This window comes from Exiguobacterium sp. ZWU0009 (assembly GCF_000798935.2).
GTDB lineage: Bacteria > Bacillota > Bacilli > Exiguobacteriales > Exiguobacteriaceae > Exiguobacterium_A > Exiguobacterium_A acetylicum.
In genome coordinates this window covers 2039930-2065620 of the sequence record NZ_CP018057.1, presented here as the reverse complement: position 1 = coordinate 2065620, position 25691 = coordinate 2039930, and the positions used below count along the sequence as shown (strand labels likewise).

27 protein-coding genes are annotated in these 25691 nt (G+C 47.9%); 26 read left to right on the top strand and 1 reads right to left on the bottom strand.

The annotated features are described in order from the left end of the window. The first annotated feature begins 12 nt into the window (after positions 1-12). From fabD to rnc, 4 genes are all read left to right on the top strand, one after another. Positions 13-933, top strand: a complete 921-nt coding sequence (fabD, locus tag L985_RS10930; protein WP_047393780.1) for an ACP S-malonyltransferase — start codon at positions 13-15, stop codon at positions 931-933. Next, complete coding sequence (gene fabG, locus L985_RS10925) at positions 930-1661, top strand: 3-oxoacyl-[acyl-carrier-protein] reductase (protein ID WP_047393782.1); 732 nt, start codon at positions 930-932, stop codon at positions 1659-1661. The genes fabD and fabG overlap by 4 nt, the downstream gene beginning before the upstream one ends. Positions 1662-1731: 70 nt before the next feature. Then, on the top strand, positions 1732-1971 hold the full coding sequence (gene acpP, locus L985_RS10920; protein WP_029342095.1) for an acyl carrier protein: 240 nt from the start codon (positions 1732-1734) through the stop codon (positions 1969-1971). A gap of 56 nt (positions 1972-2027) precedes the next feature. After that, complete coding sequence (rnc, locus tag L985_RS10915) at positions 2028-2798, top strand: ribonuclease III (protein WP_023468747.1); 771 nt, start codon at positions 2028-2030, stop codon at positions 2796-2798. Positions 2799-2868: 70 nt separating this feature from the next. Here the strand turns inward: rnc and L985_RS10910 are convergent, their stop codons facing one another. Further along, the gene (locus tag L985_RS10910; protein WP_029342093.1) at positions 2869-3069 is read right to left on the bottom strand and encodes a DUF1128 family protein; all 201 of its coding nucleotides are present in this window, start codon (positions 3067-3069) and stop codon (positions 2869-2871) included. 126 nt (positions 3070-3195) lie between these two features. On the opposite strand from L985_RS10910, the gene smc reads away from it, so the two are divergent. From smc to codY, 22 genes are all read left to right on the top strand, one after another. After that, complete coding sequence (gene smc / locus L985_RS10905; protein WP_047393786.1) at positions 3196-6759, top strand: chromosome segregation protein SMC; 3564 nt, start codon at positions 3196-3198, stop codon at positions 6757-6759. Continuing rightward, positions 6756-7760, top strand: a complete 1005-nt coding sequence (gene ftsY / locus L985_RS10900; protein ID WP_047393789.1) for a signal recognition particle-docking protein FtsY — start codon at positions 6756-6758, stop codon at positions 7758-7760. Before smc ends, ftsY begins: the two co-directional genes overlap by 4 nt. Positions 7761-7859: 99 nt before the next feature. Further along, on the top strand, positions 7860-8180 hold the full coding sequence (locus tag L985_RS10895) for a putative DNA-binding protein (RefSeq protein ID WP_023468743.1): 321 nt from the start codon (positions 7860-7862) through the stop codon (positions 8178-8180). A gap of 12 nt (positions 8181-8192) precedes the next feature. Continuing rightward, positions 8193-9542, top strand: coding sequence for a signal recognition particle protein (gene ffh / locus L985_RS10890; protein WP_047393792.1), 1350 nt, complete (start codon positions 8193-8195; stop codon positions 9540-9542). Between the two features lie 93 nt (positions 9543-9635). Beyond that, positions 9636-9911, top strand: coding sequence for a 30S ribosomal protein S16 (gene rpsP / locus L985_RS10885; protein WP_023468741.1), 276 nt, complete (start codon positions 9636-9638; stop codon positions 9909-9911). Positions 9912-9973: 62 nt separating this feature from the next. After that, positions 9974-10483, top strand: coding sequence for a ribosome maturation factor RimM (gene rimM, locus L985_RS10880; protein ID WP_047393795.1), 510 nt, complete (start codon positions 9974-9976; stop codon positions 10481-10483). Then, a complete protein-coding gene (trmD, locus tag L985_RS10875) occupies positions 10480-11208 on the top strand; it encodes a tRNA (guanosine(37)-N1)-methyltransferase TrmD (RefSeq protein ID WP_029342089.1) in 729 nt (242 codons plus the stop codon). Before rimM ends, trmD begins: the two co-directional genes overlap by 4 nt. 112 nt (positions 11209-11320) lie before the next feature. Next, positions 11321-11674, top strand: a complete 354-nt coding sequence (rplS, locus tag L985_RS10870; protein WP_023468738.1) for a 50S ribosomal protein L19 — start codon at positions 11321-11323, stop codon at positions 11672-11674. Between the two features lie 104 nt (positions 11675-11778). Then, positions 11779-12318, top strand: coding sequence for a signal peptidase I (lepB, locus tag L985_RS10865; RefSeq protein ID WP_034786034.1), 540 nt, complete (start codon positions 11779-11781; stop codon positions 12316-12318). A gap of 147 nt (positions 12319-12465) precedes the next feature. After that, positions 12466-13329: a ribosome biogenesis GTPase YlqF gene (gene ylqF / locus L985_RS10860; RefSeq protein ID WP_029342087.1), complete on the top strand. Its 864-nt coding sequence runs from the start codon at positions 12466-12468 to the stop codon at positions 13327-13329. A 51-nt stretch (positions 13330-13380) separates the two neighbouring features. After that, positions 13381-14133 carry a ribonuclease HII gene (locus tag L985_RS10855; RefSeq protein ID WP_047393798.1) on the top strand — a complete coding sequence of 251 codons (753 nt, stop codon included), beginning with the start codon at positions 13381-13383 and terminating at the stop codon, positions 14131-14133. Between the two features lie 12 nt (positions 14134-14145). Beyond that, on the top strand, positions 14146-15012 hold the full coding sequence (locus L985_RS10850; protein ID WP_047393799.1) for a flagellar hook-length control protein FliK: 867 nt from the start codon (positions 14146-14148) through the stop codon (positions 15010-15012). Next, positions 15009-15269, top strand: a complete 261-nt coding sequence (locus L985_RS10845) for an EscU/YscU/HrcU family type III secretion system export apparatus switch protein (protein WP_023468733.1) — start codon at positions 15009-15011, stop codon at positions 15267-15269. The genes L985_RS10850 and L985_RS10845 overlap by 4 nt, the downstream gene beginning before the upstream one ends. A gap of 87 nt (positions 15270-15356) precedes the next feature. Next, entirely contained in the window at positions 15357-16517 is a 1161-nt protein-coding gene (sucC, locus tag L985_RS10840) for an ADP-forming succinate--CoA ligase subunit beta (protein WP_023468732.1), read from the top strand. A gap of 13 nt (positions 16518-16530) precedes the next feature. Continuing rightward, entirely contained in the window at positions 16531-17448 is a 918-nt protein-coding gene (sucD, locus tag L985_RS10835; RefSeq protein WP_023468731.1) for a succinate--CoA ligase subunit alpha, read from the top strand. Between the two features lie 83 nt (positions 17449-17531). Further along, positions 17532-18359, top strand: a complete 828-nt coding sequence (dprA, locus tag L985_RS10830) for a DNA-processing protein DprA (protein WP_029342083.1) — start codon at positions 17532-17534, stop codon at positions 18357-18359. Positions 18360-18406: 47 nt separating this feature from the next. Next, positions 18407-20503, top strand: coding sequence for a type I DNA topoisomerase (gene topA / locus L985_RS10825; RefSeq protein ID WP_029342082.1), 2097 nt, complete (start codon positions 18407-18409; stop codon positions 20501-20503). Between the two features lie 3 nt (positions 20504-20506). Continuing rightward, positions 20507-21811, top strand: a complete 1305-nt coding sequence (gene trmFO, locus L985_RS10820; RefSeq protein ID WP_023468729.1) for an FADH(2)-oxidizing methylenetetrahydrofolate--tRNA-(uracil(54)-C(5))-methyltransferase TrmFO — start codon at positions 20507-20509, stop codon at positions 21809-21811. Positions 21812-21983: 172 nt separating this feature from the next. Further along, positions 21984-22862: a tyrosine recombinase XerC gene (locus L985_RS10815; protein ID WP_023468728.1), complete on the top strand. Its 879-nt coding sequence runs from the start codon at positions 21984-21986 to the stop codon at positions 22860-22862. A 14-nt stretch (positions 22863-22876) separates the two neighbouring features. Then, positions 22877-23428, top strand: a complete 552-nt coding sequence (gene hslV / locus L985_RS10810; RefSeq protein WP_023468727.1) for an ATP-dependent protease subunit HslV — start codon at positions 22877-22879, stop codon at positions 23426-23428. Next, the gene (hslU, locus tag L985_RS10805; RefSeq protein ID WP_029342080.1) at positions 23415-24794 is read left to right on the top strand and encodes an ATP-dependent protease ATPase subunit HslU; all 1380 of its coding nucleotides are present in this window, start codon (positions 23415-23417) and stop codon (positions 24792-24794) included. The genes hslV and hslU overlap by 14 nt, the downstream gene beginning before the upstream one ends. A 16-nt stretch (positions 24795-24810) precedes the next feature. Further along, entirely contained in the window at positions 24811-25590 is a 780-nt protein-coding gene (gene codY / locus L985_RS10800; protein WP_023468725.1) for a GTP-sensing pleiotropic transcriptional regulator CodY, read from the top strand. The last annotated feature ends 101 nt before the right edge of the window (positions 25591-25691 follow it).

The following is a 25691-nucleotide window of genomic DNA, read 5'->3' as shown; positions in this document are numbered from 1 at the left end:
GAGTGAGACGAGATGGGGAAAACAGTTTGGATGTTTCCAGGACAAGGGTCACAGACGCCTGGAATGGGACAGACGCTTATCACGCAAGACGAGACACGCCAAGCACTCGCTGACCTCGGAACGCGAATTGGTCTGGATCTGACGACGCTGATGACGACAGGGACGAAGGATGAATTGAAAGCGACGGACATCGCTCAACCAGCCATCGTCGCACATAGTGCATTACTCGCACAGCAGTACGCAGCACAAGGACACACACCTGATTTCGTACTCGGACACAGTGTTGGAGAATATAGCGCGCTCGTCGCAGCTTCTGTCATCACACCGTCTGAAGCCGTCTATCTCGTCCGCGAACGCGGAAAACTTATGAATCAAGTCACGGGTGGAACGATGGCGGCAGTCATCGGTATGAATGATGTCGAGGCAGCCCATCACGCGGTCGAATCGATTGCGGCAACGGGAGAGATTGTCCAGATAGCGAACTACAACTGTCCTGGGCAATTCGTCATCTCCGGACAAATTGCAGCGGTCGAATCCGCTACAGCGAAGTTAAAAGAGCTCGGAGCAAAACGTGTCTTACCGCTTGATGTTTCAGGTGCGTTCCATTCGTCACTCATGACACCATTCGCACCACGATTCGAAGACATTCTCGTCTCGTCACCGTTTGAAGCAGCGAAGACGAAATTCATCTCGAACGTCGACAGTGCGTTCCACGATCAACCAGACGAATTGATTCGTTTGCTCGTTCAACAGCTCTATTCACCGGTCCGGTTCGAAGCATGTGTCGAGCGTCTGATTGAAGAGGGTGCAGATACATTCATCGAGTTCGGTCCATCATCTCCATTGAGCGGTCTCGTGAAACGAATCAAAAAAGATGCGAAAATCATCAGCATCACGACACTTGAGCAATTGGAAGCGGAGGGAATTCGTTGAGTAAAGTAGCACTCGTCACTGGCGCGTCACGCGGCATCGGAGCTGCCATCGCGAAGCGATTGGCAACAGATGGTTTCCGTGTCGTCGTCAACTATGCAGGAAGCACGGACAAGGCGGAAGCTGTTGTCCGTGAAATCAAGGAAGCAGGCGGAGAGGCACTCGCGATTCAAGCGAATGTCGCTGAAGCGGATGCTGTCAAACAGATGATCAAACAGACAATCGACACGTTCGGTCAACTGGATTGTGTCGTTAATAATGCCGGCATCACGCGCGATGGTTTGCTAATGCGCATGAAGGAAGCGGATTTCGATGCTGTCATCGATACGAACCTCAAGGGAGCGTTTCTTGTCACGCAAGCTGCGACACGTCCATTGTTAAAAACAAGCGGTCGTATCATCAACATCGCATCAGTCGTCGGTATTTCCGGAAATCCAGGGCAAGCGAACTATGTCGCTGCGAAAGCGGGTCTGATCGGGCTGACGAAATCCGTCGCACGTGAACTCGCTAGTAAAAGCGTCACAGTCAATGCCATCTGTCCAGGCTTTATCGAGACGGACATGACGGATGAATTGACGGAAGAACAGCGGAACCTGTCACTCGGGCAAATTCCGTTGAAACGCTTCGGTCAAACGGACGATATCGCTTCACTCGTCAGTTTCATCGCTTCAGATGAAGCGCGATATATCACAGGACAAACTCTTGCCGTCGATGGCGGCATGACGATGTAACACAACTAACGGTAGTACTTTGCCAAATCGGCAATCATCTTATATACTCAACTCATGGAGGGATTTTAAAATGACAAAAGAACAAATCTTAGTAGACGTACAAGAAGCAATCGCAGAAAAATTAGGTAAAGAACAAAGTGAAATCACACTTGATAAATCGTTCAAAGACGACCTCGGTGCTGACTCTCTAGAAGTCATGGAACTCGTCATGGACTTAGAAGACAAGTTCGAAATCACGATCGAAGATGAGCAAGCAGAAAACTTGAAGACTGTCGGCGATGTCGTCAACTACATCGAAACACAAGTCTGATCATTGAAGCTGACCCACCGCATTTTGCGGTGGGCTTTAGCTGTTTAGGAGGAACTATGACGAATCAAAAAGGACGTCGTGTCCGAAAAGGACCCTATGTAAAACGACGCAAGGATGCTCGGACGCTCGCTCAAATCGAGCAGAAATTCGAAGCGTTACAAGAGCGTCTGAATATCACGTTTTCTAATGTCGAGCTATTAAAACAAGCCTTCACGCACTCTTCGTTCGTCAATGAACAACGCGAGTCAGAAGGGGATAATGAACGCCTAGAATTTTTAGGGGACGCTGTCTTAGAGTTGACGGTGTCACGCTATCTATTCGAACACTACCCGGAACGTTCCGAGGGGGAATTAACGAAATTGCGAGCGGCGATTGTCTGTGAACCGTCACTCGTCCAATTTGCGAATCACTATCAGTTTTCCGATATGATTCTGTTAGGTAAGGGGGAAGAACTGACCGGTGGTCGGAATCGTCCAGCCTTACTTGCGGATGTCTTCGAATCCTTCATTGGCGCCTTGTATCTTGACCAAGGCATCGAAGCAGCCGAACGATTCCTCGCCGAAGCGGTTTTTCCGAAAGTGGCGACAGGCTTTTTTGAAGAACAGACAGATTTCAAGAGTCAATTACAGGAAGCGATTCAACGTGTCGGTTTAGGTGTCATCGAGTATGAAATCATCGAGGAGCGCGGTCCGGCGCATAGTCGGGAATTTATCTCGCGTGTCCAAGTCGCGGATGAGCTTGAAGGGATCGGGACAGGCCGATCGAAAAAAGAGGCAGAACAACAGGCGGCAAAACAAGCCTTACTTGAATTAAAGAAACAGTTTTAAGCAACAAAAGGCCGACCATCTCTCGAATGCGTGAGAGATGATCGGCCTTTATCGTGTGAAGTTCGCTTGATTAGACAGTCTTGAGGGATTTCAGTTCGTCGACGATCGCATCGACCTCTGCAAGTGATAACGAGTCGCGCATCATGACGAACTCATAAATCTCTTTTAAGTCCTCATTTTTTGAGCCGTCGAACTGGTCTGCTTTAATGACCCCTTTGTTGATGATGTTCAATTTATCTAAGATTGCTTCAATCATTTGTTCAATCGTCATCGTGTTATTCGCTCCTCTTCTTCTTGTTTCGCATGATACTACCTTAAAACCTATCATGTTGCTAGCGTTTCGGCTATGGTAAACTGAAAGAAATTCAAAAGAAATTTAAACATACGGGTGATCAAGATGTACTTAAAACGAATTGAAATCAATGGCTTCAAATCATTTGCCAGTCGAACTGAACTAGAATTCCTTCCGGGTGTCACGGCAGTCGTCGGACCGAACGGAAGTGGGAAATCAAATATATCGGACGCTGTCCGTTGGGTGCTCGGAGAACAATCTGCGAAGTCCCTGCGCGGGGCGAAGATGGAAGACGTCATTTTTGCCGGCAGTCTGTCTGAACACCGGAAACAATTTGCTGAAGTGACACTCGTCTTAGACAACGAGTCGGGAACGGTTGCTTTACCGTATCAGGAAATCAGCGTCACGCGTCGTGTCAGCCGCAATGGAGACAGCGATTATTTTTTAAATAAAAAACCATGTCGTCTGAAGGATGTCCTTGATCTGTTCATGGACACAGGCTTGTCACGTGACGCCTTTGCGATCATCGGACAAGGGCGAGTTGAACAAGTCATCTCCGGTAAACCGGAAGAACGTCGTGCTGTCATTGAGGAAGCAGCAGGCGTTTTGAAGTATCGTCATCGCAAGAAGCAAGCAGAGCGGAAATTAAGTGATACGGAAGCGAATCTATCGCGTGTCGATGATATTTTATATGAACTGGGCGGACGAATCGAGCCGTTACGTGAACAAGCGGCGCTCGCGAAAGAGTATCTCGTCGCTCGAGAACGGCATGATGTACTGGAACGTGGCATCTTGGCGCATGAAATCACGACGTATCAGACGGAGCTCGAAACATTGGCGCGTGACATCGCCCAATGTGAAGAACGCCTTGAGTTTCAAAAGGCGACCTACGAAGAGACCGTCGTGTCACGAGAGAAACAAGAATCGATGCTTGAAGAAGAACGACAACAAGAAAACACTTTGCAGGAGCAACTTCGACATGTCTCGACGCGACTTGTTGAGATCCAAGGTGCCCTTAACCTAGCGAAAGAGCGTGAAAAGCACGGAACCGAGACGAAAGAGCGACTCGAACAAGAGGTTGCCGTCGTCGAAGAACGCGTCAAGGAACTGGAACGCGAATTGACGGCTTTACAAGAACGCCAAGCAGAAGTCGATCAGGACGCAAAACGGATCACGGCTGAACGAGAACGAGCCGATCAAGCGCTGACACAAACCGATCGTGATTTTGATAAGGAAGCTGAAACATTACGTTCGGAAGCTTTTGATGTGGCGAGTCGATTAGCTGCGACGAATAATGCCTATAACCGGGCGAAGCAAGATCTCATGCAGGCAGAAGAACAACAACGTTCTTTTACGGCGGATAGCGGTACGAAACAATCGACACGTCGTCAACTCGAGGAAGATGTCGCTCGACTAGAAGCGGATGTTGCTTCGATCCGGACGAAGTTGGACCAAGCAACAGACGAAGAAACAAAGGCACTTGTTGCACGAAATGAACAACAACATGCGTTACGCCAAGTCGAACAGTCCGTTGCGGATTTAGAGCGACGTCGTCATAAAACGGAAGACCGGATTGAATTCCTTGAATCTGTCAAAGCCGACTATAGCGGTTATTTCGGTGCCGTTAAGACGATTTTAAAACAACGAGATCATCACCCAGGTATTCACGGGGCGGTCGCAGAGTTGATTTCGGTTCCGGCGCGGTTTGAAGCGGCAATCGAGACAGCGCTCGGTGGGGCGATGCAAAACATCGTTGTTGATACCGATGCGACTGGACGTCGTCTGATTCAGGAACTCCGACGATTAAATGCCGGTCGAGCGACGTTCATGCCGCTCGCCTCACTCCAAGCACGTGAAGTTAACCGTTCAGTGCGAGAACAAGTCGGGGGGATGTCTGGATTCGTCGGGATCGCAAGTGATCTCGTGACGACGGATGAGTCGTTGACGAAATTAAAGATGAACCTGCTCGGTACGACACTCGTCGTCGACTCACTTGAACAGGCGAACCAAATTGCCCGTTCGACAGGACATCGCTATCGTCTCGTCACGCTCGAAGGAGATGTCGTCAACGTTGGCGGTACGATGACTGGCGGAAGTCGGAAGAAGGGTACCCCATTGTTCAGTCAATCGCGTGAGCTCGACGAGTTAAAAGAGGGACTGACACGCGGGCAAGCGGTCATTCGGGAGCAGATGCGCCGCTTGGAAGATCTGAGAGCGGCGATTCAGACGCTTGATGCTACTGCTCGGACGCGGACAGAAACGATTCAAACATTACAAGGACAACTCGAACAATCGCGCGATACGTTAGCAGATGCGAACCGTCATCTTGCTGTCATGACGTCTGAATTATCGGTTGAAGATCGACAGATGGCACGTGTACTCGAACAAGAACAAGAAGCACGTCGGATCATCGAGACGTCGGAAGTTGAGATCGCAAAATGGACGGAGCGTCAAACAGAGCTCAGACAAGCCTTAGATCGTCTCAAGGATGCTCAAGCCCGTGGCGCCGTTACGATGGACGAACTGAAGAAGGAACAAGCAGAAGCAGTTCTCGAAGAGCGGACGATTCAAATGAAACAAGCGCAACTCACGCAAGATATCGAACGCCTGACGGAACAGGTCAGTCACGCGAAGCTTGAGCGTAGTCATAAACGCCGTGACTTGCGTCATGTCCTTGAAGGATTCGATGAAGCGAAAATCGATGCCTTGCATGCGGAACAGCGTGAACAGGAACAGGAACAACAACGGGTCGAGACCGAACTCGTCGCGATCGGACAACGGATTCAAGTACAAGCAGAATCCTTGCGCTTGATCCGGATCCGCGAAGCGAAGACAAAGGACGATCAACAAACGACGAAACAGACACTCGAGCAACTTCGACTTTCTCAAGGGAAAACAAGTACACGTCTTGAGACAAGACAAGAAATGCTTGAAGAGATGGGATTACTGCTCGAACTGATTGCACCACTCGATCTATCGTATGATGAGGCGAAAGAGGAAATTCATCTGCTCAAACGCCAACTCGAAGAAATCGGCATCGTCAATATCGGTGCGATTGAGGAATTCGCGGAGGTCGATGAACGGTTTACGTTCCTGTCAGCGCAACGGGATGATCTCGTCGCTGCTAAAACGGATCTCTATGGCGTCATCGAAGAGATGGACCGAGAAGTCATTCGGTTGTTCCGTCAAACGTATGATGCTGTCCGTGAACACTTCCGGGAAACATTCCGAGAGCTATTCGGGGGCGGTGAAGCCGATCTAGTCCTCGTTGACCCGAGTGATCTGTTGACGAGTGGAATTGATATTGTCGCGAAACCGCCTGGTAAGAAGCTGCAAAATTTGTCGCTCTTGTCTGGTGGAGAGCGTGCTTTGACGGCAATCGCCTTATTATTTGCGATTCTTAAGACACGTCCCGTTCCATTCTGTGTCCTCGATGAGGTCGAAGCAGCGCTTGATGAAGCGAACGTCGCGCGATTCGGCGAGTTCGTCCATCAGCTAGCACGCGAGACACAGTTCGTCATCATCACTCATCGTAAAGGGACGATGGAGGCAGCAGACGTCCTTTACGGCGTCACGATGCAGCAAAACGGGATATCAGAAGTGTTATCCGTTAAACTAGAAGAGGCACGGCGTACATTAAGTGAAGAACCAAAGGAGATTAAACAATGAGTTTCTTTAAAAAACTGAAAGACCGCTTGACGACTTCGACACAAGAAGTCACGACTAAATTCACGGAAGGCTTGACGAAGACACGTGACGGATTAGCGAGTGCCGTCAATGATCTCGTCTACCGCTTCCGAGAAGTTGATGAAGACTTCTTCGAAGAGTTAGAAGAAGTGTTGATCCAAGCCGACGTCGGTATGACGACGACGATGGATTTGGTCGAGGAATTAAAGACAGAAGTCAAACGACGTAACGTCAAGGATCCAAAACAAGTCCGAGACGTCCTCGTTGAAGTCGTTGCGAAGATGTTAGTCGAAGAAGAAGAGACAGCTCTCGATCTCGATCATGAGCTGAATGTCATCCTGTTCGTTGGTGTCAATGGCGTTGGGAAGACGACGACAATCGGGAAACTTGCGAACCGATTAAAACAAGAAGGCAAGAGCGTGATGTTAGCAGCGGGGGATACGTTCCGGGCGGGTGCGATCGATCAATTGCAAGTCTGGGGTGAACGCTCCGGTGTACCGGTCATCCGCCAAGGCGAAGGGTCCGACCCGGCTGCTGTCGTCTATGACGCCGTCCAAGCAGCAAAAGCACGTAAGGTTGATGTCCTGATTTGTGATACGGCAGGACGTCTTCAAAACAAGGTCAACCTGATGAACGAACTTGAAAAGGTCAAGCGTGTCATCGAACGTGAAATTCCAGGTGCACCCCATGAAGTGTTACTAGCACTTGACGCAACAACAGGGCAAAACGCGATGGTGCAGGCAAAAGCCTTCAAACAAGCGACGAACGTCAGCGGGATCGTCTTGACGAAGCTTGATGGAACGGCAAAAGGCGGGATTGTTCTTGCGATTAAGAATGAGCTGAATCTGCCGGTTAAGTTCGTGGGTCTCGGTGAAAAAATCGATGATTTACAACCGTTTGACGCAGAACAATTCGTATATGGCCTGTTTGGCGATGTCTTTGAAGAAAAAGAAAACGTCGACACGGAAGAAAGCGCTGAATAAGCGACGTTTCATGTAAAGAAAAAAACTTGACAACACACTGTGAGGGCTGTACTATACTATCTGTAAAGGAATTTCACTTAACATTGCGGAGGTGCTCGGATGACACTTGATAAAACGAACCGGATGAATTATCTGATTGACTTTTATCAGGAGCTTTTGACGCCAAAACAACGGAATTACATGTCACTCTATTACTTAGATGACTTTTCCTTAGGTGAGATCGCCGATGAGTTTGAAGTCAGCCGACAAGCAGTCTACGACAACATAAAACGCACGGAAGCCATGCTCGAGCAGTATGAAGAACGACTATCCCTGTTCAAGAAACACGAACGGCGAAAGCAGTTACTCGATCAGCTGAAGCAATGCGACCTTCCGGGTGAAGCCCTAGTGATCATTGAGACATTGGAGCAATTAGAGTAGGAGGCATTCTTAATGGCATTCGAAGGATTATCGGAACGGCTTCAAGCCAGTCTCGCTAAAATGCGAGGTAAGGGTAAGATTTCTGAAGCAGACGTCAAAGAGATGATGCGCGAAGTTCGCTTAGCGCTACTCGAAGCCGACGTCAACTTCAAAGTCGTCAAACAATTCGTAAATGATGTAAAGGAACGCGCCGTCGGACAGGATGTCATGACGTCTTTGACGCCAGGGCAACAAGTCGTCAAAATCGTCCATGATGAATTGACGAATCTGATGGGTGCAGAAGTGTCACCATTGACGCTTGCGAACCGTCCTCCGACCGTCATCATGATGACGGGTCTGCAAGGGGCAGGTAAAACAACGACAACTGGTAAACTTGCCAATCATTTACGTAAAAAACATAATCGTAGTCCTTTGCTTGTTGCAGCGGATATTTATCGTCCGGCAGCAATCAAACAATTAGAGACACTCGGAAAACAATTGGAGTTACCGGTCTTCTCGATGGGAGATCATGTCAGTCCGCAAGAAATCGTTACCGGTGCACTCGATTATGCAAAAGAGCATCATCACGATATCGTGTTGATCGATACGGCAGGTCGCTTACACGTCGATGAGGAACTGATGCAGGAACTCGTTGATGTGAAGGAGATCGCCAAACCGCATGAAATCTTCCTTGTCGTCGATTCGATGACGGGTCAGGATGCTGTCAACGTCGCAGAGAGCTTCAACGAGAAGCTTGGCGTAACGGGAGTCGTTCTGACGAAGCTCGACGGAGATACGCGAGGTGGTGCAGCACTCTCCATCAAGGCAGTCACCGGAGCACCGATTAAGTTCGTCGGTCTTGGAGAGAAGCTCGATGCCATCGAACCATTCTATCCCGAGCGGATGGCGTCTCGGATTCTAGGCATGGGAGACATGCTGACACTGATTGAAAAAGCAGAGTCACAAATGGACGCTACGCGTGCCAAAGAGTTAGAAAGCAAAATGCGCGATGCATCGTTTACATTCGATGATTTCATCGAGCAGTTGCAGCAAGTGAAACAGATGGGTCCACTCGACGAACTGTTGGGAATGATCCCTGGGGCAGGTAAAGGGAAGATGAAGGGGTTGAAAAACGCCCAAATCGATGAGAAGCAACTCGTGTATGTCGAAGCGATCATCCAATCGATGACGAAACGAGAGCGGACTGAACCTGAAATCTTGAATGCGAGTCGCCGGAAGCGGATTGCCCGCGGTAGCGGACGCAGTATCCAAGAAGTCAACCGTCTCATTAAACAGTTTGAAGACATGCGGAAAATGATGAAACAATTTTCCGGACAGATGGGCAAAGGGAAAAAGAAAGGCTTTGGCCTTCCATTCTTTTAAAAGTCTTTTCTCTTTCGCTGTAACGTTGTATACTAATGAAGTTGTCAATTTGACTAAACGAAAAAATTATTTATTATTTGGAGGGACTTACGAATGGCAGTTAAAATTCGTCTTAAGCGCATGGGCGCAAAAAAATCACCTTTCTACCGTGTGGTAGTAGCAGACTCACGTGCACCACGTGATGGTCGTTTCATCGAGCAAATCGGATACTACAATCCAGTTGCTAAACCAGAAGCAGAAGTTAAAATCAACGAAGAGCTAGCTCTTAAATGGCTCTCTGAAGGTGCTAAACCTTCGGACACAGTTCGTAACCTCTTCTCACAAGCTGGTATCATGGAGAAATTCCACAACGCGAAACTCGCGAAGTAAGACATTAGGAGGTGAGCGAAAGCTTACCTCCTTTTTTTAATTCAAGAAAGGAAGTGAAACGAATGGAATGGTTGGAAATTGCGAAAATCGCTAATACGCACGGTCTAAAAGGGGAATTGAAATTACTTGCAAGCACGGATTTTCCGGAAGAACGCTTTAAGATCGGAAAAGAAGTCTTTCTCGGCTCTGAAGGTACGTATACACCGGTAACAATCAGTGGCTACCGGAAGCATAAACAATTCATCATGGTGACGTTCAAAGGGATGCATCATATCAATGATGTCGAGAAGTATAAAGGATTGAAACTCTATGTCCACGCAGAAGACTTGCAGGACTTAGACGAGCATGAATTTTACTATCATGAAATCATCGGTTGTACGGTTTACGACGGTGAGACAAAAATTGGTGTCGTATCCGATATTCTCGAGACAGGAGCGAACGATGTCTGGACGATCAAACGTGACGGGAAAAAGGATGTCTTGATTCCGTATATTGAACAAGTCGTTGCTTCCGTTGACGTCGAACAGAAACGCATCCAAATCACGCCGCTTCCGGGACTGATCGAAGAATGAACATCCGTGTGTTGACGCTGTTTCCAGAAATGTTTTCAGCGCTCGATCATTCGATCGTCAAGCGAGCGCAAGACGATGAACGCGTCATGCTCGAAACAATCAATTTTCGGGACTTTTCAACGAATCGGCATGGTAAGGTCGATGATTATCCATATGGTGGAGGAGCTGGCATGCTGTTGACACCTCAACCCGTCTTCGATGCGATGGCGAGCCTGCCGGAACGAAAACGACGAATCATCGTCATGACACCGACCGGTAAACGTTTTTCGCAACGGATGGCAGAAGAGTGGGCAAACGAAGAAGAACTAGTCTTCTTATGTGGTCACTATGAGGGGTTTGATCAGCGAATTCATGATCAGTTGGTGACGGATGAGGTCTCGCTCGGAGACTTTGTCTTGACGGGAGGAGAACTTGCTGCGATGACGATGATCGATGCTGTCGTCCGACTTTTACCGGACGTCCTCGGTGCATCTGCGAGTCACGAAGATGATTCCTTCTCGACGGGGCTACTTGAATATCCGCATTATACACGTCCGGCAGAATATAAAGGGCACCGAGTACCCGATGTCTTGTTATCAGGCAACCATGCCCGGATTGAAAAATGGCGACGGGAACAGTCGCTAAAACGGACATATGAGCGTCGTCCCGATCTCCTCGTTGATGCACCGTTAACAGAAGAAGATCAGCATTATTTAGACTCGATTTCAGGATTGTCAAACGACTGAATCTATGATAAGTTAAAACATGTGGCAAAAGCCACCCATTAACGATGTTCCGCTGTCGGATGCTTGAAGCAAATGAAGATAAGAACATTGGTGAAAAAAGGAGAAATCATTCATGAACACACAACAATTGTTCCGTGAACTTACACAAGAACAAATCAAGTCAGACGTCCCTGCGTTCCGTCCTGGGGATACAGTCCGTGTACACGTTAAAGTCGTCGAGGGTACGCGTGAGCGTATTCAGCTCTTCGAAGGCGTAGTCATCAAACGTCACGGTGGCGGCATCAGTGAAACATTCACAGTCCGTAAAATTTCTTACGGAGTTGGCGTTGAGCGTGCATTCCCGCTCCACTCACCACGTGTTGCACAAATCGAAGTCGTTCGCTACGGTAAAGTCCGTCGTGCGAAACTTTACTACCTCCGTAACCTTCGTGGTAAAGCGGCGCGTATTAAAGAAATTCGTCGTTAATCATGTGAAAAAGTGGCTTGTCTCCGGACAAGCTTCTTTTTTTTGCCGTTTATGCGTATACTAGTCCTTAGGAAGAAATTGCGTTAATCAAGGGAGTGGAATTCGTGAAGGAGTTATTCAGTTGGGTAAAGGCGCTCGTCGTAGCGCTCGTCATCGCGTTTATCATTCGAACGTTCCTGTTCGTACCCGTCATCGTTGATGGGGAATCGATGATGCCAACCTTACACAATGCGGATCGAATGATCGTTAATAAGGTCCCGTACTATTTTAATGAACCAGAAAGAGGCGATATCGTCGTCTTCCATGCAACGGAAACTCGAGATTACATCAAACGGGTCATCGCTGTTCCAGGAGATACGATGTATTACAAAGACGATACGTTGTATGTCAACGATAAGAAAGTAGCTGAACCGTATTTGAAAGAATACAAAGCCCAGATGAGTGGTGTTCCATTGACGGAAGACTTCACGCTTGAAGAGCGAACAGGTGAAACGACTGTTCCGAAAGGGAAAGTATTCGTCATGGGAGACAACCGTCAAAATTCAAAAGATAGTCGTGATATCGGTTTCGTGGATGAAGAACAAATCGTCGGAACGACGAACTTCGTCTTCTATCCATTCAATGATGTACGTTCTGTCGATTAAAACGAAAGAAGATGAGACGCTTGCCGTTAAAAGTAAGCAGCTCATCTTCTTTTCTCGTCTTAAGTTGCGTATACTAGGGAGTGGATGTTTTTTCATGTATCGTATGATCAGCAAGAAGTCCAGGAATATATGAACGAGGTGAAGGATATGACGATTCAATGGTTCCCCGGTCACATGGCCAAAGCACGTCGGGAAGTCACAGAAAAATTAAAGTTGATCGATGTGGTGATCGAACTCGTCGACGCACGTCTTCCGATGTCGAGCCGTAATCCGATGGTCGAACAGATCACGGCAGGTAAGCCGCGATTGATTGTCCTCAACAAAGCGGATATGGCAGACAAACGAGTGACGGAACAATGGATGCAGGCATTACGAGCAGATGGTGTCGATGTCGTCGCGGTCGACGCGAAGCACAATAAAGGATTGAATCAAATCCATGAGGGCGCTTTACGACTAATGAAAGAAAAACATGCACGGATGCGGGAGAAGGGTCGGAATCCGAGCGCGATTCGTGCCTTGATCATTGGTATTCCAAACGTCGGGAAATCGACGCTCATCAATCGACTTGCCGGCCGAAATATCGCCATCACCGGTGACCGTCCAGGTGTGACGAAACGCCAGCAGTGGATCAAGATGAAAACAGGTGAGATGGAATTACTCGATACACCAGGTATTCTCTGGCCGAAGTTCGACGATCAAGTCGTCGGCTATCGTCTAGCAGCAACAGGAGCGATCAAAGATGATATCTTAAACATCGACGATATCGCGCTATTTGCCCTTCGTGAGCTAAAGACACGGTATCCGGAGCAGTTACGTGAGCGTTATCGACTCGACGAAGTATCGGGAGAAGCGGTCGATGTACTCGAAGCAATCGGTAAAAAACGTGGTTTCGTCTCAGGGGGTTATGTCGATTTCGAGCGGACGAGCGAAATGCTCCTGCATGAATTGCGAACGGAAAAGCTCGGTCGGGTGACGCTTGAAACAGTCGAAGAGTGGGAAACGAATGCATAACGGACTTGGACATCCTTTGATGTCCAAGTTTTTTTCAAAGGAGCAGGGTGTATGAAAATAGCCGAATTAAAAGAACGATTGCAAAAAGCAACACTAGAAGAATTTATTCAACTGAAGCAGGAACTGGCGACAGATGCGCGAAAAGGGGTGCATACACTGTTTCGTCAGACAGAGCGACGATTTGCGCTCGAAGAGCAGCAACGGATCGATTTCAAGGAACGACTCGCATTTGAAGACGAATATCGTCAACAAGGGTACGTTCGAATTGCAGGAGTGGACGAAGTCGGACGAGGTCCACTAGCTGGTCCTGTCGTCGCAGCAGCTGTCATCTTACCAGACGGTTTCTATCATCCGGGACTAACGGATTCAAAACAGATGAGTAAAGTACAGCGACAAGCGGCACTTAAGCATTTGCAAGACGTCGCAGAGATTGCGATCGGCATCATCGAACCGGCTGAAATCGACGAAATCAATATCTATCAAGCATCGAAACAGGCGATGCAAAATGCTCTACGTCAATTGCAACCGGATGCCTTACTCGTCGATGCGATGACACTCGACGACGATATACCACAACTCTCTCTCATCAAAGGAGATGCGCGAAGTGTCTCAATTGCTGCTGCAAGTGTCGTTGCGAAAGAGACACGAGATGCGATGATGGAACAATACGCGATCGAGTATCCGGGATACGGATTTGAAACACACGCAGGTTACGGAACACCGATACATTTACAAGCGCTCGATACACTGGGCGTCACACCGATTCACCGGAAAACATTCCGTCCTGTCAAAGAACGTCTCTAGGAGGGATCGAGCATGCAAATCGAACATCGTGCCTTACTTCCATTTAAAATCATCGATCATGCGAACCTGCCGTTACGGGAAGGAGCAAACATCGTCGGTAAAGTATTGAAACTGTTGCCGGACGGATTGATGGAACTCCAAGTCGGTCAACGCGTCTTGACGGCTGGGACAACGGCTGAACTAAAAGAAGGGAACATGTATCGCTTTCAAGTCGTTTCAGCAGAGGGACAACCGGTCTTAAAAATCATCTCGACCGAGTCTGTTCCGCAAAAGTCGGCTCTACCGCAGTTACTCGATTCCTTTTTACAACGCCAGACGGTACCGACTGCGGAAACACGAGAACTCCTAAGGCAAATTGGTCAACCAGTAACAGGAGGAGAAGCGAAGCAGTTAAAGCACGCTCTTACCGAACTCGTTCAACTGGCAAAGGGCGACGAGACAGGTCGAACGCTTGATCGAAAGACAAGTGATCAGATTTTAGCGCAACAACTCGTTCAAGCGACAAACGAAGCAGGGAAAGGAGTCTATTTATTTCAATTACCTCAATTTGGACCTTTCGAAGATGTCGATCTCATGATGGAAGCACCGTTCGAACGGACGTTTGATCCAAATCATGCCCGCGTCGTGTTATATCTTCAATTACCGGCGCTTGGTGAGGTCGCTGTTGACGTCTTGATCGCAGACCGGAATGTTTCGATTTCCGTCTTTCATCCGAATGTACACGTCAATACGTTCATGCAAGCCTACACACCGCAAATCCAGACTCGTCTTGAGGAGCAAGGCTATGTATTGACGCGATTCGATTGGGTCGAACAGACGAAAGAGCGCGTACCGCATGATATCTCGACGCGTAATGGAAGGGTGGATCTTCATATATGAAAAAAGCAATAGCTCTATCATACGAAGAACAGATGCACGCTCCAAAAGTCGTCGCTAAGGGATCGGAACATATCGCGGAACGGATTTTAGAAGAGGCATTGAAACATGATATTCCCATCCGACAGGACGAAACGTTGATGACGTTACTAGACGCTGTCCAAGTATCGGAACAGATTCCAGAAGAATTGTACGGTGTCATCGCTGAGTTATTCGCCTTTTTATATCGTCTCGATCAAGATGAAATTCTGAAAAAATAAAGCTTTCGGTCGATAACGATAGACAGCGCTTCCAATTTTAACTACAATGAAAGAGCCGAAACTAAAGGGGTTAAGGGGGATTTTTTCATGAATGTACATGAGTATCAGGCAAAAGAATTACTTCGTTCGTACGGTGTACCCGTACCAAACGGAATCGCAGCCTTCACCGTCGAAGAGGCGGTCGATGCATCAGAACAATTGTCAGGCCCGATTAAAGTCGTCAAAGCTCAAATTCACGCGGGGGGACGCGGTAAAGCAGGTGGCGTCAAGCTTGCAAAATCGCAAGAAGAAGTGAAGGAATATGCGACGGAGTTACTCGGCAAAACGCTCGTCACGCACCAAACAGGTCCAGAAGGAAAAGTCGTTCAACGTCTTCTCGTCGAAGAAGGTTGTGCGATTGACAAAGAATACTATCTTGGAATCGTACTTGATCGTGTGACAGGACGTGTTGTCATCATGGGATCAAGCGAAGGTGGTATGGACATCGAAGAGGTGGCGGAAGCGACACCAGAAAAAATCATCAAAGAAGTCGTTGATCCTGCGGTTGGTCTTCAAGGATTCCAAGCGCGTAAACTTGCGTTCGCAATGGGTGTTCCAGTGAAGCTCGTCAACAAGTTCGTCGGTATGGTCACAAAACTCTACAACTTCTTCGTCGACAAGGATTGTTCGATCGCAGAAATCAACCCACTCGTTACGACGAAGGATGGCGAAGTCCTTGCATTAGATGCAAAGTTGAACTTCGATTCAAACGCGTTGTATCGTCATGCGGATATCGTAGCGTTACGTGATGAAACAGAAGAAGATCCACGTGAAGTCGAAGCGTCGAAAAGTGATTTGAACTACATCGCGCTCGATGGAAACATCGGTTGCCTCGTCAATGGTGCGGGTCTTGCCATGGCAACGATGGATATCATCAAACACTTCAGTGGTGATCCTGCAAACTTCCTCGATGTCGGTGGTGGTGCGACAAAAGAGAAAGTTACAGAAGCATTCAAACTGATCTTATCAGATGAGAACGTCAAAGGGATTTTCGTCAACATCTTCGGTGGAATCATGAAATGTGACGTCATCGCAGAAGGTATCGTTGCGGCGACAAAAGAAGTCGGTCTCGAATTGCCACTCGTCGTTCGTCTTGAAGGAACGAACGTTGATGCAGGGAAACAAATTCTCAAAGATTCAGGTCTAGCGATTACAGCAGCTACATCAATGGCAGACGGCGCAGAAAAAATCGCTGCGCTCGTGAAGTAAGGGGGAGCTAAAGATGAGTATTTGGGTGAACGAATCGACGAAAGTCATTATTCAAGGGATTACTGGTAACCAAGGGATGTTCCACGGTGAACAGATGATCGACTACGGCACAAACCTCGTAGGAGGTGTCACACCAGGAAAAGGCGGTACGGAAGTACTCGGTGGTGTTCCTGTTTTTGATACGGTCGCACAAGCGGTCGAAAAAACGGGTGCGAACGCATCGATCATCTACGTTCCACCAGCATTCGCAGCGGATGCAATCATGGAAGCAGCAGATGCGAACATCGCGTTGATCATCTGTATCACGGAAGGTATTCCAGTTCTTGATATGGTCAAAGTAAAACGTTACCTCGAAGGCAAACCAGTTCGTCTTATTGGACCGAACTGCCCTGGCGTCATCACTCCAGGTGTCGCGAAGCTTGGTATCATGCCAGGATATATCCATACACCAGGTCATGTCGGTATCGTCTCACGTTCTGGGACTTTGACATATGAAGCTGTCCATCAATTGACGACAGCAGGCATCGGTCAATCGACAGCTGTTGGTATCGGGGGCGACCCGGTCAATGGAACGGACTTCATCGATACGCTCAAAGCGTTCAATGAAGATCCAGAAACAAAAGCTGTCATCATGTTAGGGGAAATCGGTGGAACAGCTGAAGAAGAAGCGGCTGAGTGGGTCAAAGCGAACATGACGAAACCAGTCATTGGTTTCATCGGTGGTCAAACAGCTCCTGCCGGCAAACGGATGGGTCACGCAGGTGCGATCATCTCTGGCGGTAAAGGAACAGCTGCTGAAAAAATCAAGACACTCCGTGCAAACGGAATCGAAGTAGCAGAAACACCAGCTGTCATTGGTGAGACGTTAATCCGTGTCATCAAAGAAGCAGGGATCTATGACGAGTGCGTGACGAACAGCACAGTCAAATAAATCAAAAAAAGAAGCTGTCCTGATCAAATCAGGACGGCTTTCTTCTATATAAATAAGAAGCTTAAATAAGGAGCGCTGATCTCATGAAACGTGAACTGTATGTCCGCTTCGCCATGTGTCAGGTACCCTACACGATCGTCCGATTGATTGAGCAATTCGGAATCGTTCCAAGTCATGAATTACCCGTTTCGACGCGTCTTCGAAAACGGTATGAACAAGCACTACAGCTTGATTGGATCGAAGAGTCGATTCTAGTCAAAGGAGATCGGCTGTTTCCGACTGTGTTACTGACGATCCCTCAACCTGTCTATGCCCTCTTTTACCGCGGTGACCCGTCCCGCCTAACTCTTCCACGCGTCAGTATCATCGGTAGTCGAACCCCTTCACCGCAACACCTTTCCCGCATGCGTTTCCTGCAACCCTTCTTTCACCCCGATCTCGCCACCGTTTCCGGAGGTGCCTATGGCATCGATGCCCTCGTTCATCGTCTATCCTTAAAACATCAGCAAACAACGATTGCGGTTCTTGCTGGCGGACTTGATCGTCTATATCCCACTTCCCATGCTACTCTTTTTGAACGGATCCTCTCAAACGGTCTTCTTCTCTCCGAATATCCATCCGGAACTCCTATTCAAAAATTTCAATTTCTAGAACGGAATCGCATCATCGCCGGATTGTCCTCCTCGTTGATCATCGTCGAAGCGGCGAAACGAAGCGGTACGATGAATACTGCAAGTCACGCACTTGATCAAGGAAAAGATGTCTATTGTTTGCCGGGTTGTCCAACTGAATCGTTCTTTACCGGAACGAATCAATTGATCGCAGAAGGAGCGATTCCACTCCTTAATCCGGAAGAAGTTTCAAAAAGTATTCGGCTGAACGTTGACAAATGGGAATCGAGACTACTATGATAAGTGAGATTAAAATACGAGTACGCCTCTAATAGGGAGCGATTGCAATGGCAAAATATCTAGTAATCGTCGAGTCACCCGCTAAGGCAAAAACCATCAAACGTTATCTCGGATCCAACTATACCGTGAAAGCGTCGATGGGGCACGTCATTGACTTGCCGAAAAGCCAAATGGGAGTCGACGTCGAACATGACTATGAACCGAAATATATCACGATCCGTGGTAAAGGTCCGGTCTTAAAAGAACTCAAGACAGCTGCGAAAAAAGCACAAAAAATCTATCTCGCAGCCGACCCCGACCGTGAAGGGGAAGCGATCGCATGGCATTTAGCCAAAGCATTAGGCGTTGATGAATCAACGGAGTGCCGCGTCGTCTTCAATGAAATCACGAAAGATGCCATCAAGGATTCGTTCAAGCGACCACGCAAGCTCAACTATGATCTTGTCGATGCACAGCAAGCCCGTCGTATCTTGGACCGCCTTGTTGGTTACAGCATGAGTCCGTTATTATGGAAGAAGATTAAAAAAGGGTTATCTGCGGGACGCGTTCAATCCGTTGCCGTCAAGATGATCATTGATCGGGAACAAGAAATCAACGCGTTCATGCCTGAAGAATACTGGACGATCAAACTCGAACTCGATGCAAACGGTGAAAAGCTCGAAGCGAACTTCTATGGAGTCGATGGCAAGAAGCGTGAACTTCATTCGCAAGAAGAAGTCGATCAAATCTTGAATCAACTCTCGGAAGACTTCACAGTTGATTCCGTCACGAAAAAAGAGCGGAAACGGAATCCGGCGTTACCGTTTACGACGAGTTCCCTGCAACAGGAAGCAGCACGTAAGCTGAACTTCCGAGCAAAGAAGACGATGATGATCGCACAACAGCTATACGAAGGAATCGAGATTGGAAAAGAAGGTACAGTCGGTTTGATCACGTATATGCGTACCGATTCGACACGGACGTCAGATTCGGCGAACCTTGAAGCACACGGGTTCATTGAGCAGGCGTACGGAAAAGAATACATCGCAAGCGAGAAACGCAAAGAAAAAAAATCAGCGAACTCACAAGATGCGCACGAAGCAGTTCGTCCGACTTCGACGATGCGCGAGCCACAACTCGTCAAATCGTATTTATCGCGTGATCAGTTCCGCTTATATAAACTAATTTGGGAACGGTTCGTCGCAAGTCAGATGGCGCCAGCGATTCTCGATACCGTCAAGATCGATCTCGTCTCGAACGACGTCACTTTCCGTGCCAACGGGTCGACCGTTAAATTCCCAGGCTTCATGAAGGTCTACATCGAAGATACGGACGATGAGGCGGTTTCAGACGTCAAGGAAGGATTACTTCCTCCACTCGATGAAGGGGAAGAGTTAAAACAATCAGCAATCGAACCGAAACAACACTTCACCCAACCACCGCCACGTTATACGGAAGCACGTCTTGTCCGGGCGATGGAAGAACTCGGCATCGGTCGTCCGTCGACGTATGCGCCGACGCTCGATACGATTCAAAAACGGGGTTACGTGACGCTTGAAGAGAAGAAATTCTTACCAACGGAACTTGGTGAACTCGTCATCGATATGATCAGCGACTATTTCCAAGAGTTCATCACTGTCCAGTTCACTGCAGACATGGAAGCTTTACTCGATGCGATCGAAAAAGGTGACATGCAGTGGACGGAAGTCGTCGATCCAATCTACAAGTCCTTTGCAAAGCGTCTGACACGAGCAGAAGCAGAAATCGAGAAGATTGAAATCAAAGATGAACCGGCTGGAGAAGATTGTGAAGTCTGTGGTCATCCGATGGTCATCAAGATGGGACGTTATGGCAAGTTCATGGCGTGCTCGAACTTCCCAGAGTGTCGTAACACAAAACCGATCCAAGTCGAGATCGGTGTGAAGTGTCCGACATGTGGAACGGGCGACATCGTCGAACGTCGTAGTAAAAAAGGACGTTTGTTCTACGGTTGTTCGAACTATCCGGAATGTGAGTTCGTCTCATGGGATAAACCGGTCGAAGAACCATGTCCGGTATGTAGCAGTATGATGGTACAAAAGAAAATCAAGAACGGTGTGAAAGTAGAATGTACATCTTGTGGACATCATGAAACACGCATCGATCAGGAGCAAGAGGAGGAATGACCGTTGAAACGTGTAACGGTAATCGGCGCGGGACTTGCAGGTTCTGAAGCAGCATGGCAACTTGCAAAACGCGGCGTACAAGTAGACTTATATGAAATGCGGCCTGTCAAGCAGACACCCGCGCACCATACAGACCAATTCGCTGAACTCGTCTGTTCGAACTCACTTCGAGCGAACCAGTTAACGAACGCAGTCGGTGTTTTAAAGGAAGAGATGCGTCAGCTCGATTCCTTGATCATGAAAGCAGCAGACTTAGCGAGCGTTCCAGCAGGTGGAGCACTTGCTGTCGATCGGCACGACTTCGCAGGATATGTGACGGAAACGTTGAAAAACCATCCGAACGTTACAGTCCATCATGAAGAAATCGAAGCGATTCCAGATGGTCCGACGATCGTCGCGACGGGTCCGTTGACGAGTGCGGCATTATCGGAATCACTTAAACAATTCACAGGTGAAGATTATCTATACTTCTTCGATGCAGCGGCACCGATTCTCGATGGAGACACAATCGATCGTGAGAAGGTTTATCTGAAATCACGATATGATAAAGGCGAAGCTGCCTACTTGAATTGTCCAATGACGGAAGAAGAATTCCAGCTCTTCTATGATGAGCTGATCAATGCGGAAGTTGTTCCACTGAAGGAATTTGAAAAAGAGATTTACTTCGAGGGCTGTATGCCATTTGAAGTTCTCGCTTCTCGCGGACCGAAAACACTCTTGTTCGGACCAATGAAGCCAGTCGGACTTGAAGATCCGAAGACAGGCAAACGGCCATATGCTGTCGTTCAATTGCGTCAAGATAACTCAGCTGGAACATTGTTCAACCTTGTCGGCTTCCAGACACATTTGAAATGGGGCGAACAAAAGCGGATCATTCGCTTGATTCCTGGTCTTGAGAATGCAGAAATCGTCCGTTATGGTGTCATGCACCGTAACACGTTCGTCAACTCACCGAATTTGTTAAAGCCAACGTATCAGACACGTACACGTGACGACTTGTTCTTTGCTGGTCAAATGACAGGTGTCGAAGGGTACGTCGAGTCAGCAGCGTCCGGCTTAACGGCAGGAATTAACGCGGCACGTCTCGTCAATGAGGCGGAACCGGTTACGTTCCCGCAGGAAACGATGATGGGTGCGATGTCGCACTATATCACGACGACGGAAGGGAAGAACTTCCAGCCAATGAATGCCAACTTCGGATTGGTACCAGCACTCGTTGGTCATCCGGTTCGGATGAAAAAACCTGAGAAGTATGCGCTCTACGCAGAGCGAGCACTTGAAGCAATCAAAGATTTCACGGATATGTGATTTTTGATGGGGAGAAAGGCGTGATTCAGCGCTCTTTCTCCCCATTTCTTAATTTGTCATAAAAGCGCGATAATTTCGTTAATTTTTCGGTTTTTGGTCTATTGTCAGACTACTTGGTCTGTGCTATGCTAAGGGCGATTCGAGAATGAAATGGTCAGAAGGGGGCGCATTCATGGGGATAGACACTGCTTTTGAGCGACTGCTAGAAGATTTTATGCGGTATGTTCATATTGAACGTCAATTATCTCCGAATACAGGTCGCTCTTATGATCAAACACTTCGACAATACGCCGCTTTTTGCCGCGATCATCAGTTACGATCGATTGAATTGGCAAGTGCACGGCGTTATTTGTATGCTCTTTACGATCAGGAGCTGGCGCGGGCGACGATTGCACAAAAAGTTTCCTGCCTCAAACAATTTGGTCGTTTTTTGACACGTGACACCGATGAGCCTAATCCATTCGATGGATTAAAAGCACCAAAACGACAACAAGGACTTCCGACATTCCTCGTTCCAACGGAATATGAACGTTTCCTCGATGCCTTTCGATCGAGTGATACGCTTGGCAACCGGAATGTGGCGTTAGTAGAACTTTTATATGCGACGGGTATGCGGGTCAGCGAGGTCGTTCAACTTGATCTTCGTGATCTCGCGACTGATCACTCCTACGTCCATGTGTATGGAAAAGGTGGGAAAGAACGCATCGCACCAATTGGAACCTTTGCTAAAGATGCATTAGAACTGTACTTACCATCACGAGATCCAGTCGCAGGTCATGAGCAAGCGTTATTCTTGTCTCATTCAGGGCGTCGATTGACGACGGATGCGATTCGGAAAATCATGAAAAAAGGGGAACAACTTGTTGGGAAACATGTGACACCACATGCGCTTCGTCATAGTTTCGCGACAGATTTACTGGAAAGAGGCGCCGATTTGCGAGCAGTCCAAGAGTTACTTGGACACGCATCGCTGTCGACGACCGGTCAGTACACACACGTAACGACGGAACGATTACGACATGTTTATCAACAAGCACATCCTCGTGCCTAAGGGAGGAAACATTGATGTTTCATGCAACGACGATTTTTGCGATTCAACATAACGGACAATCCGCGATGAGCGGAGACGGACAGGTGACTTTCGGAAACCAAGTCATCATGAAGAAAAGTGCGAAAAAAGTACGGCGCCTCTATGGTGGAAAAGTCATTGCCGGATTTGCTGGAAGTGTCGCGGACGCGTTTACACTCTTTGAAAAATTCGAAGCGAAGCTTGAAATGTATAACGGGAACTTACAACGGGCAGCAGTTGAGCTAGCGAAGGAATGGCGAGGCGATAAGATGCTGCGTCAACTAGAAGCACTCTTACTCGTCATGGATGGAACACATCTCTTACTTGTATCCGGAAACGGGGAAGTCATTGAACCGGATGATGGCATTCTCGCAATCGGTTCAGGTGGTAATTATGCGCTTGCAGCAGGTCGCGCGTTAGCTCGACACGCAAGTCATCTCACGGCAGAGGAAATCGCCCGCGCAGCTCTTGAGACGGCTGGTGAACTCTGTGTCTTTACGAACGATCAAATCATCCTAGAAACGATCGGAGGCAATGACCATGCATGAATTGACGCCAAGACAAATCGTCGAGAAGTTGAATGAACATGTCATCGGACAAGCAGATGCTAAACGTGCGGTGGCGATTGCTTTACGAAATCGTTATCGTCGACAGTTACTCGATGCATCGATGCGGGACGAAGTCACACCGAAGAACATTCTGATGATCGGACCTACCGGTGTCGGAAAGACGGAAATTGCGCGACGCCTCGCGAAACTCGTTCGGGCGCCATTCGTCAAGATTGAAGCAACGAAGTTCACGGAAGTAGGGTACGTCGGTCGTGATGTGGAGTCAATGGTGCGGGATCTCGTGGAAGCGTCTCTTCGTCTTGTCAAAGATGAGAAAAAAGAAGCGCTCAAGGATCGAGCGGAAGCAGTGGCGAACGAACGAATCGTTGATGCGTTGTCTGGGAAAAAAGCGTCATCTAGTCTCGGTGGTGGAACGAATCCGTTTGAGATGTTGTTCGGTGGGAACCAAAAGCAACAAGAGCCGGATACATCGGAAGCGACAGCCGACCGTTCGTTACTTCGTCAGCAATTACTGACGGGGCAACTCGAGGATCGAATGATCGAAGTCGATGTCGAAGAACGTCAAGTGGATTTATTCTCTGGGCAACAAGGTATGGAGGGGCTTGCGAATCTTCAGGATATGCTCGGACAAGTCATGCCGAAGAAAACGAAGAAGCGTCAACTCACAGTCAAAGAAGCGCGACCGATCTTGACAGCGGAAGAAGCGGAACGGTTGCTTGACTTGAACGAAGTCCATGACGAAGCGGTCCGTCGCGCAGAACAAATGGGGATCATCTTCGTCGATGAGATCGATAAGATTGCGACAAAAGGACATGATTCAGCAGGTGTTTCACGAGAGGGTGTTCAGCGGGACATCTTACCGATCGTTGAAGGATCGACGATCGTTACGAAATATGGTCCAGTCAAGACGGATCATATCTTGTTCATCGCTGCAGGTGCGTTCCATATGGCGAAACCATCTGATCTGATTCCTGAACTCCAAGGTCGTTTTCCGATCCGTGTCGAACTCGATAGTTTGACAGAAGATGACTTTGTCAAAATTTTGACTGAACCGAATCAAGCATTACTCAAACAATATAAAGCATTATTAGGGGCAGAGCATGTTCATGTCACCTTTACAGAAGAAGCCATTCGTGAAATCGCACGGATTGCTGCACAAGTGAACGATGAGACGGATAATATCGGAGCGCGGCGCTTGTATACGATCATGGAGCGCGTGCTCGAGGAATTATCTTTCGAAGCAGCAGATATGCCGGAAACGGATGTGACGATCACGCCACAATACGTGACGGATCGAGTTGGAAAAGTAGCAGATGATCGTGACTTAAGTCAGTTCATCTTATAAAGTGGAGGAAGAAAAAATGAATTTATTGGCGAAAACGCGGAAGCTGAATACGATGTTACAACAGGAAGCGAGCACACATGTTGATTTCAAGGTCATGGCTGACCGTCTCAGTGAAGTCATGGAATCAAACACATTCATCGTAAGTCGGCGCGGTAAGTTACTGGGTATCGCAATCAAGCAACAAATCGAAAATGACCGGGTCCGTGGTTTCTTAGAAGAACGTCAATTCCCGGAAGATTACACGAAAAAATTATTTAACGTCACGGAAACGACGGCAAACATTGCCATCGATAGCGAACATACGGCATTCCCAGTCGATAACCGTGACACGTTCGAAACGTCGAAAACGACGATCGTACCAATCATCGGTGGTGGAGAACGCCTTGGTACGCTTGTCCTCGGTCGTATGGTTGAAGACTTTAACGAAGAAGACCTCGTGCTGGCAGAGTATGGTGCGACAGTCGTCGGGATGGAGATCCTTCGTGAAAAGGCTCATGAGGCGGAAGATAAAGCACGGAAGAAAGCTGTCGTTCAGATGGCGATCAATTCACTGTCTTATTCGGAACTCGAAGCGATTGAGCATATCTTCGAAGAGCTTGAAGGAAATGAAGGGTTACTCGTCGCTTCAAAGATTGCGGATCGTGTCGGTATTACTCGTTCCGTCATCGTCAATGCGCTTCGTAAGCTCGAAAGTGCAGGAGTCATCGAGTCACGTTCGCTCGGGATGAAGGGAACATACATCAAAATCTTAAACGATAATTTCCTATATGAATTAGAACGAATTAAATCGAACTAAAAAGGGAATTGCTGCTTATAGAGAGAAGACCTAGTTAAGCACTAGGTCTTTTTTGTTTGACTAGGTATTATTTATCATTTTTATAAGAAAAGGGAATAAAA

Coding starts and splice junctions, on each gene's coding strand:
- fabD (WP_047393780.1), top strand. CDS start 13: ATGGGGAAAACAGTTTGGATGTTTCCAGGACAAGGGTCACAGACGCCT.
- acpP (WP_029342095.1), top strand. CDS start 1,732: ATGACAAAAGAACAAATCTTAGTAGACGTACAAGAAGCAATCGCAGAA.
- rnc (WP_023468747.1), top strand. CDS start 2,028: ATGACGAATCAAAAAGGACGTCGTGTCCGAAAAGGACCCTATGTAAAA.
- L985_RS10910 (WP_029342093.1), bottom strand. CDS start 3,069: ATGACGATTGAACAAATGATTGAAGCAATCTTAGATAAATTGAACATC.
- smc (WP_047393786.1), top strand. CDS start 3,196: ATGTACTTAAAACGAATTGAAATCAATGGCTTCAAATCATTTGCCAGT.
- ftsY (WP_047393789.1), top strand. CDS start 6,756: ATGAGTTTCTTTAAAAAACTGAAAGACCGCTTGACGACTTCGACACAA.
- L985_RS10895 (WP_023468743.1), top strand. CDS start 7,860: ATGACACTTGATAAAACGAACCGGATGAATTATCTGATTGACTTTTAT.
- ffh (WP_047393792.1), top strand. CDS start 8,193: ATGGCATTCGAAGGATTATCGGAACGGCTTCAAGCCAGTCTCGCTAAA.
- rpsP (WP_023468741.1), top strand. CDS start 9,636: ATGGCAGTTAAAATTCGTCTTAAGCGCATGGGCGCAAAAAAATCACCT.
- rimM (WP_047393795.1), top strand. CDS start 9,974: ATGGAATGGTTGGAAATTGCGAAAATCGCTAATACGCACGGTCTAAAA.
- trmD (WP_029342089.1), top strand. CDS start 10,480: ATGAACATCCGTGTGTTGACGCTGTTTCCAGAAATGTTTTCAGCGCTC.
- rplS (WP_023468738.1), top strand. CDS start 11,321: ATGAACACACAACAATTGTTCCGTGAACTTACACAAGAACAAATCAAG.
- ylqF (WP_029342087.1), top strand. CDS start 12,466: ATGACGATTCAATGGTTCCCCGGTCACATGGCCAAAGCACGTCGGGAA.
- L985_RS10855 (WP_047393798.1), top strand. CDS start 13,381: ATGAAAATAGCCGAATTAAAAGAACGATTGCAAAAAGCAACACTAGAA.
- L985_RS10850 (WP_047393799.1), top strand. CDS start 14,146: ATGCAAATCGAACATCGTGCCTTACTTCCATTTAAAATCATCGATCAT.
- L985_RS10845 (WP_023468733.1), top strand. CDS start 15,009: ATGAAAAAAGCAATAGCTCTATCATACGAAGAACAGATGCACGCTCCA.
- sucC (WP_023468732.1), top strand. CDS start 15,357: ATGAATGTACATGAGTATCAGGCAAAAGAATTACTTCGTTCGTACGGT.
- sucD (WP_023468731.1), top strand. CDS start 16,531: ATGAGTATTTGGGTGAACGAATCGACGAAAGTCATTATTCAAGGGATT.
- dprA (WP_029342083.1), top strand. CDS start 17,532: ATGAAACGTGAACTGTATGTCCGCTTCGCCATGTGTCAGGTACCCTAC.
- topA (WP_029342082.1), top strand. CDS start 18,407: ATGGCAAAATATCTAGTAATCGTCGAGTCACCCGCTAAGGCAAAAACC.
- L985_RS10815 (WP_023468728.1), top strand. CDS start 21,984: ATGGGGATAGACACTGCTTTTGAGCGACTGCTAGAAGATTTTATGCGG.
- hslV (WP_023468727.1), top strand. CDS start 22,877: ATGTTTCATGCAACGACGATTTTTGCGATTCAACATAACGGACAATCC.
- hslU (WP_029342080.1), top strand. CDS start 23,415: ATGACCATGCATGAATTGACGCCAAGACAAATCGTCGAGAAGTTGAAT.
- codY (WP_023468725.1), top strand. CDS start 24,811: ATGAATTTATTGGCGAAAACGCGGAAGCTGAATACGATGTTACAACAG.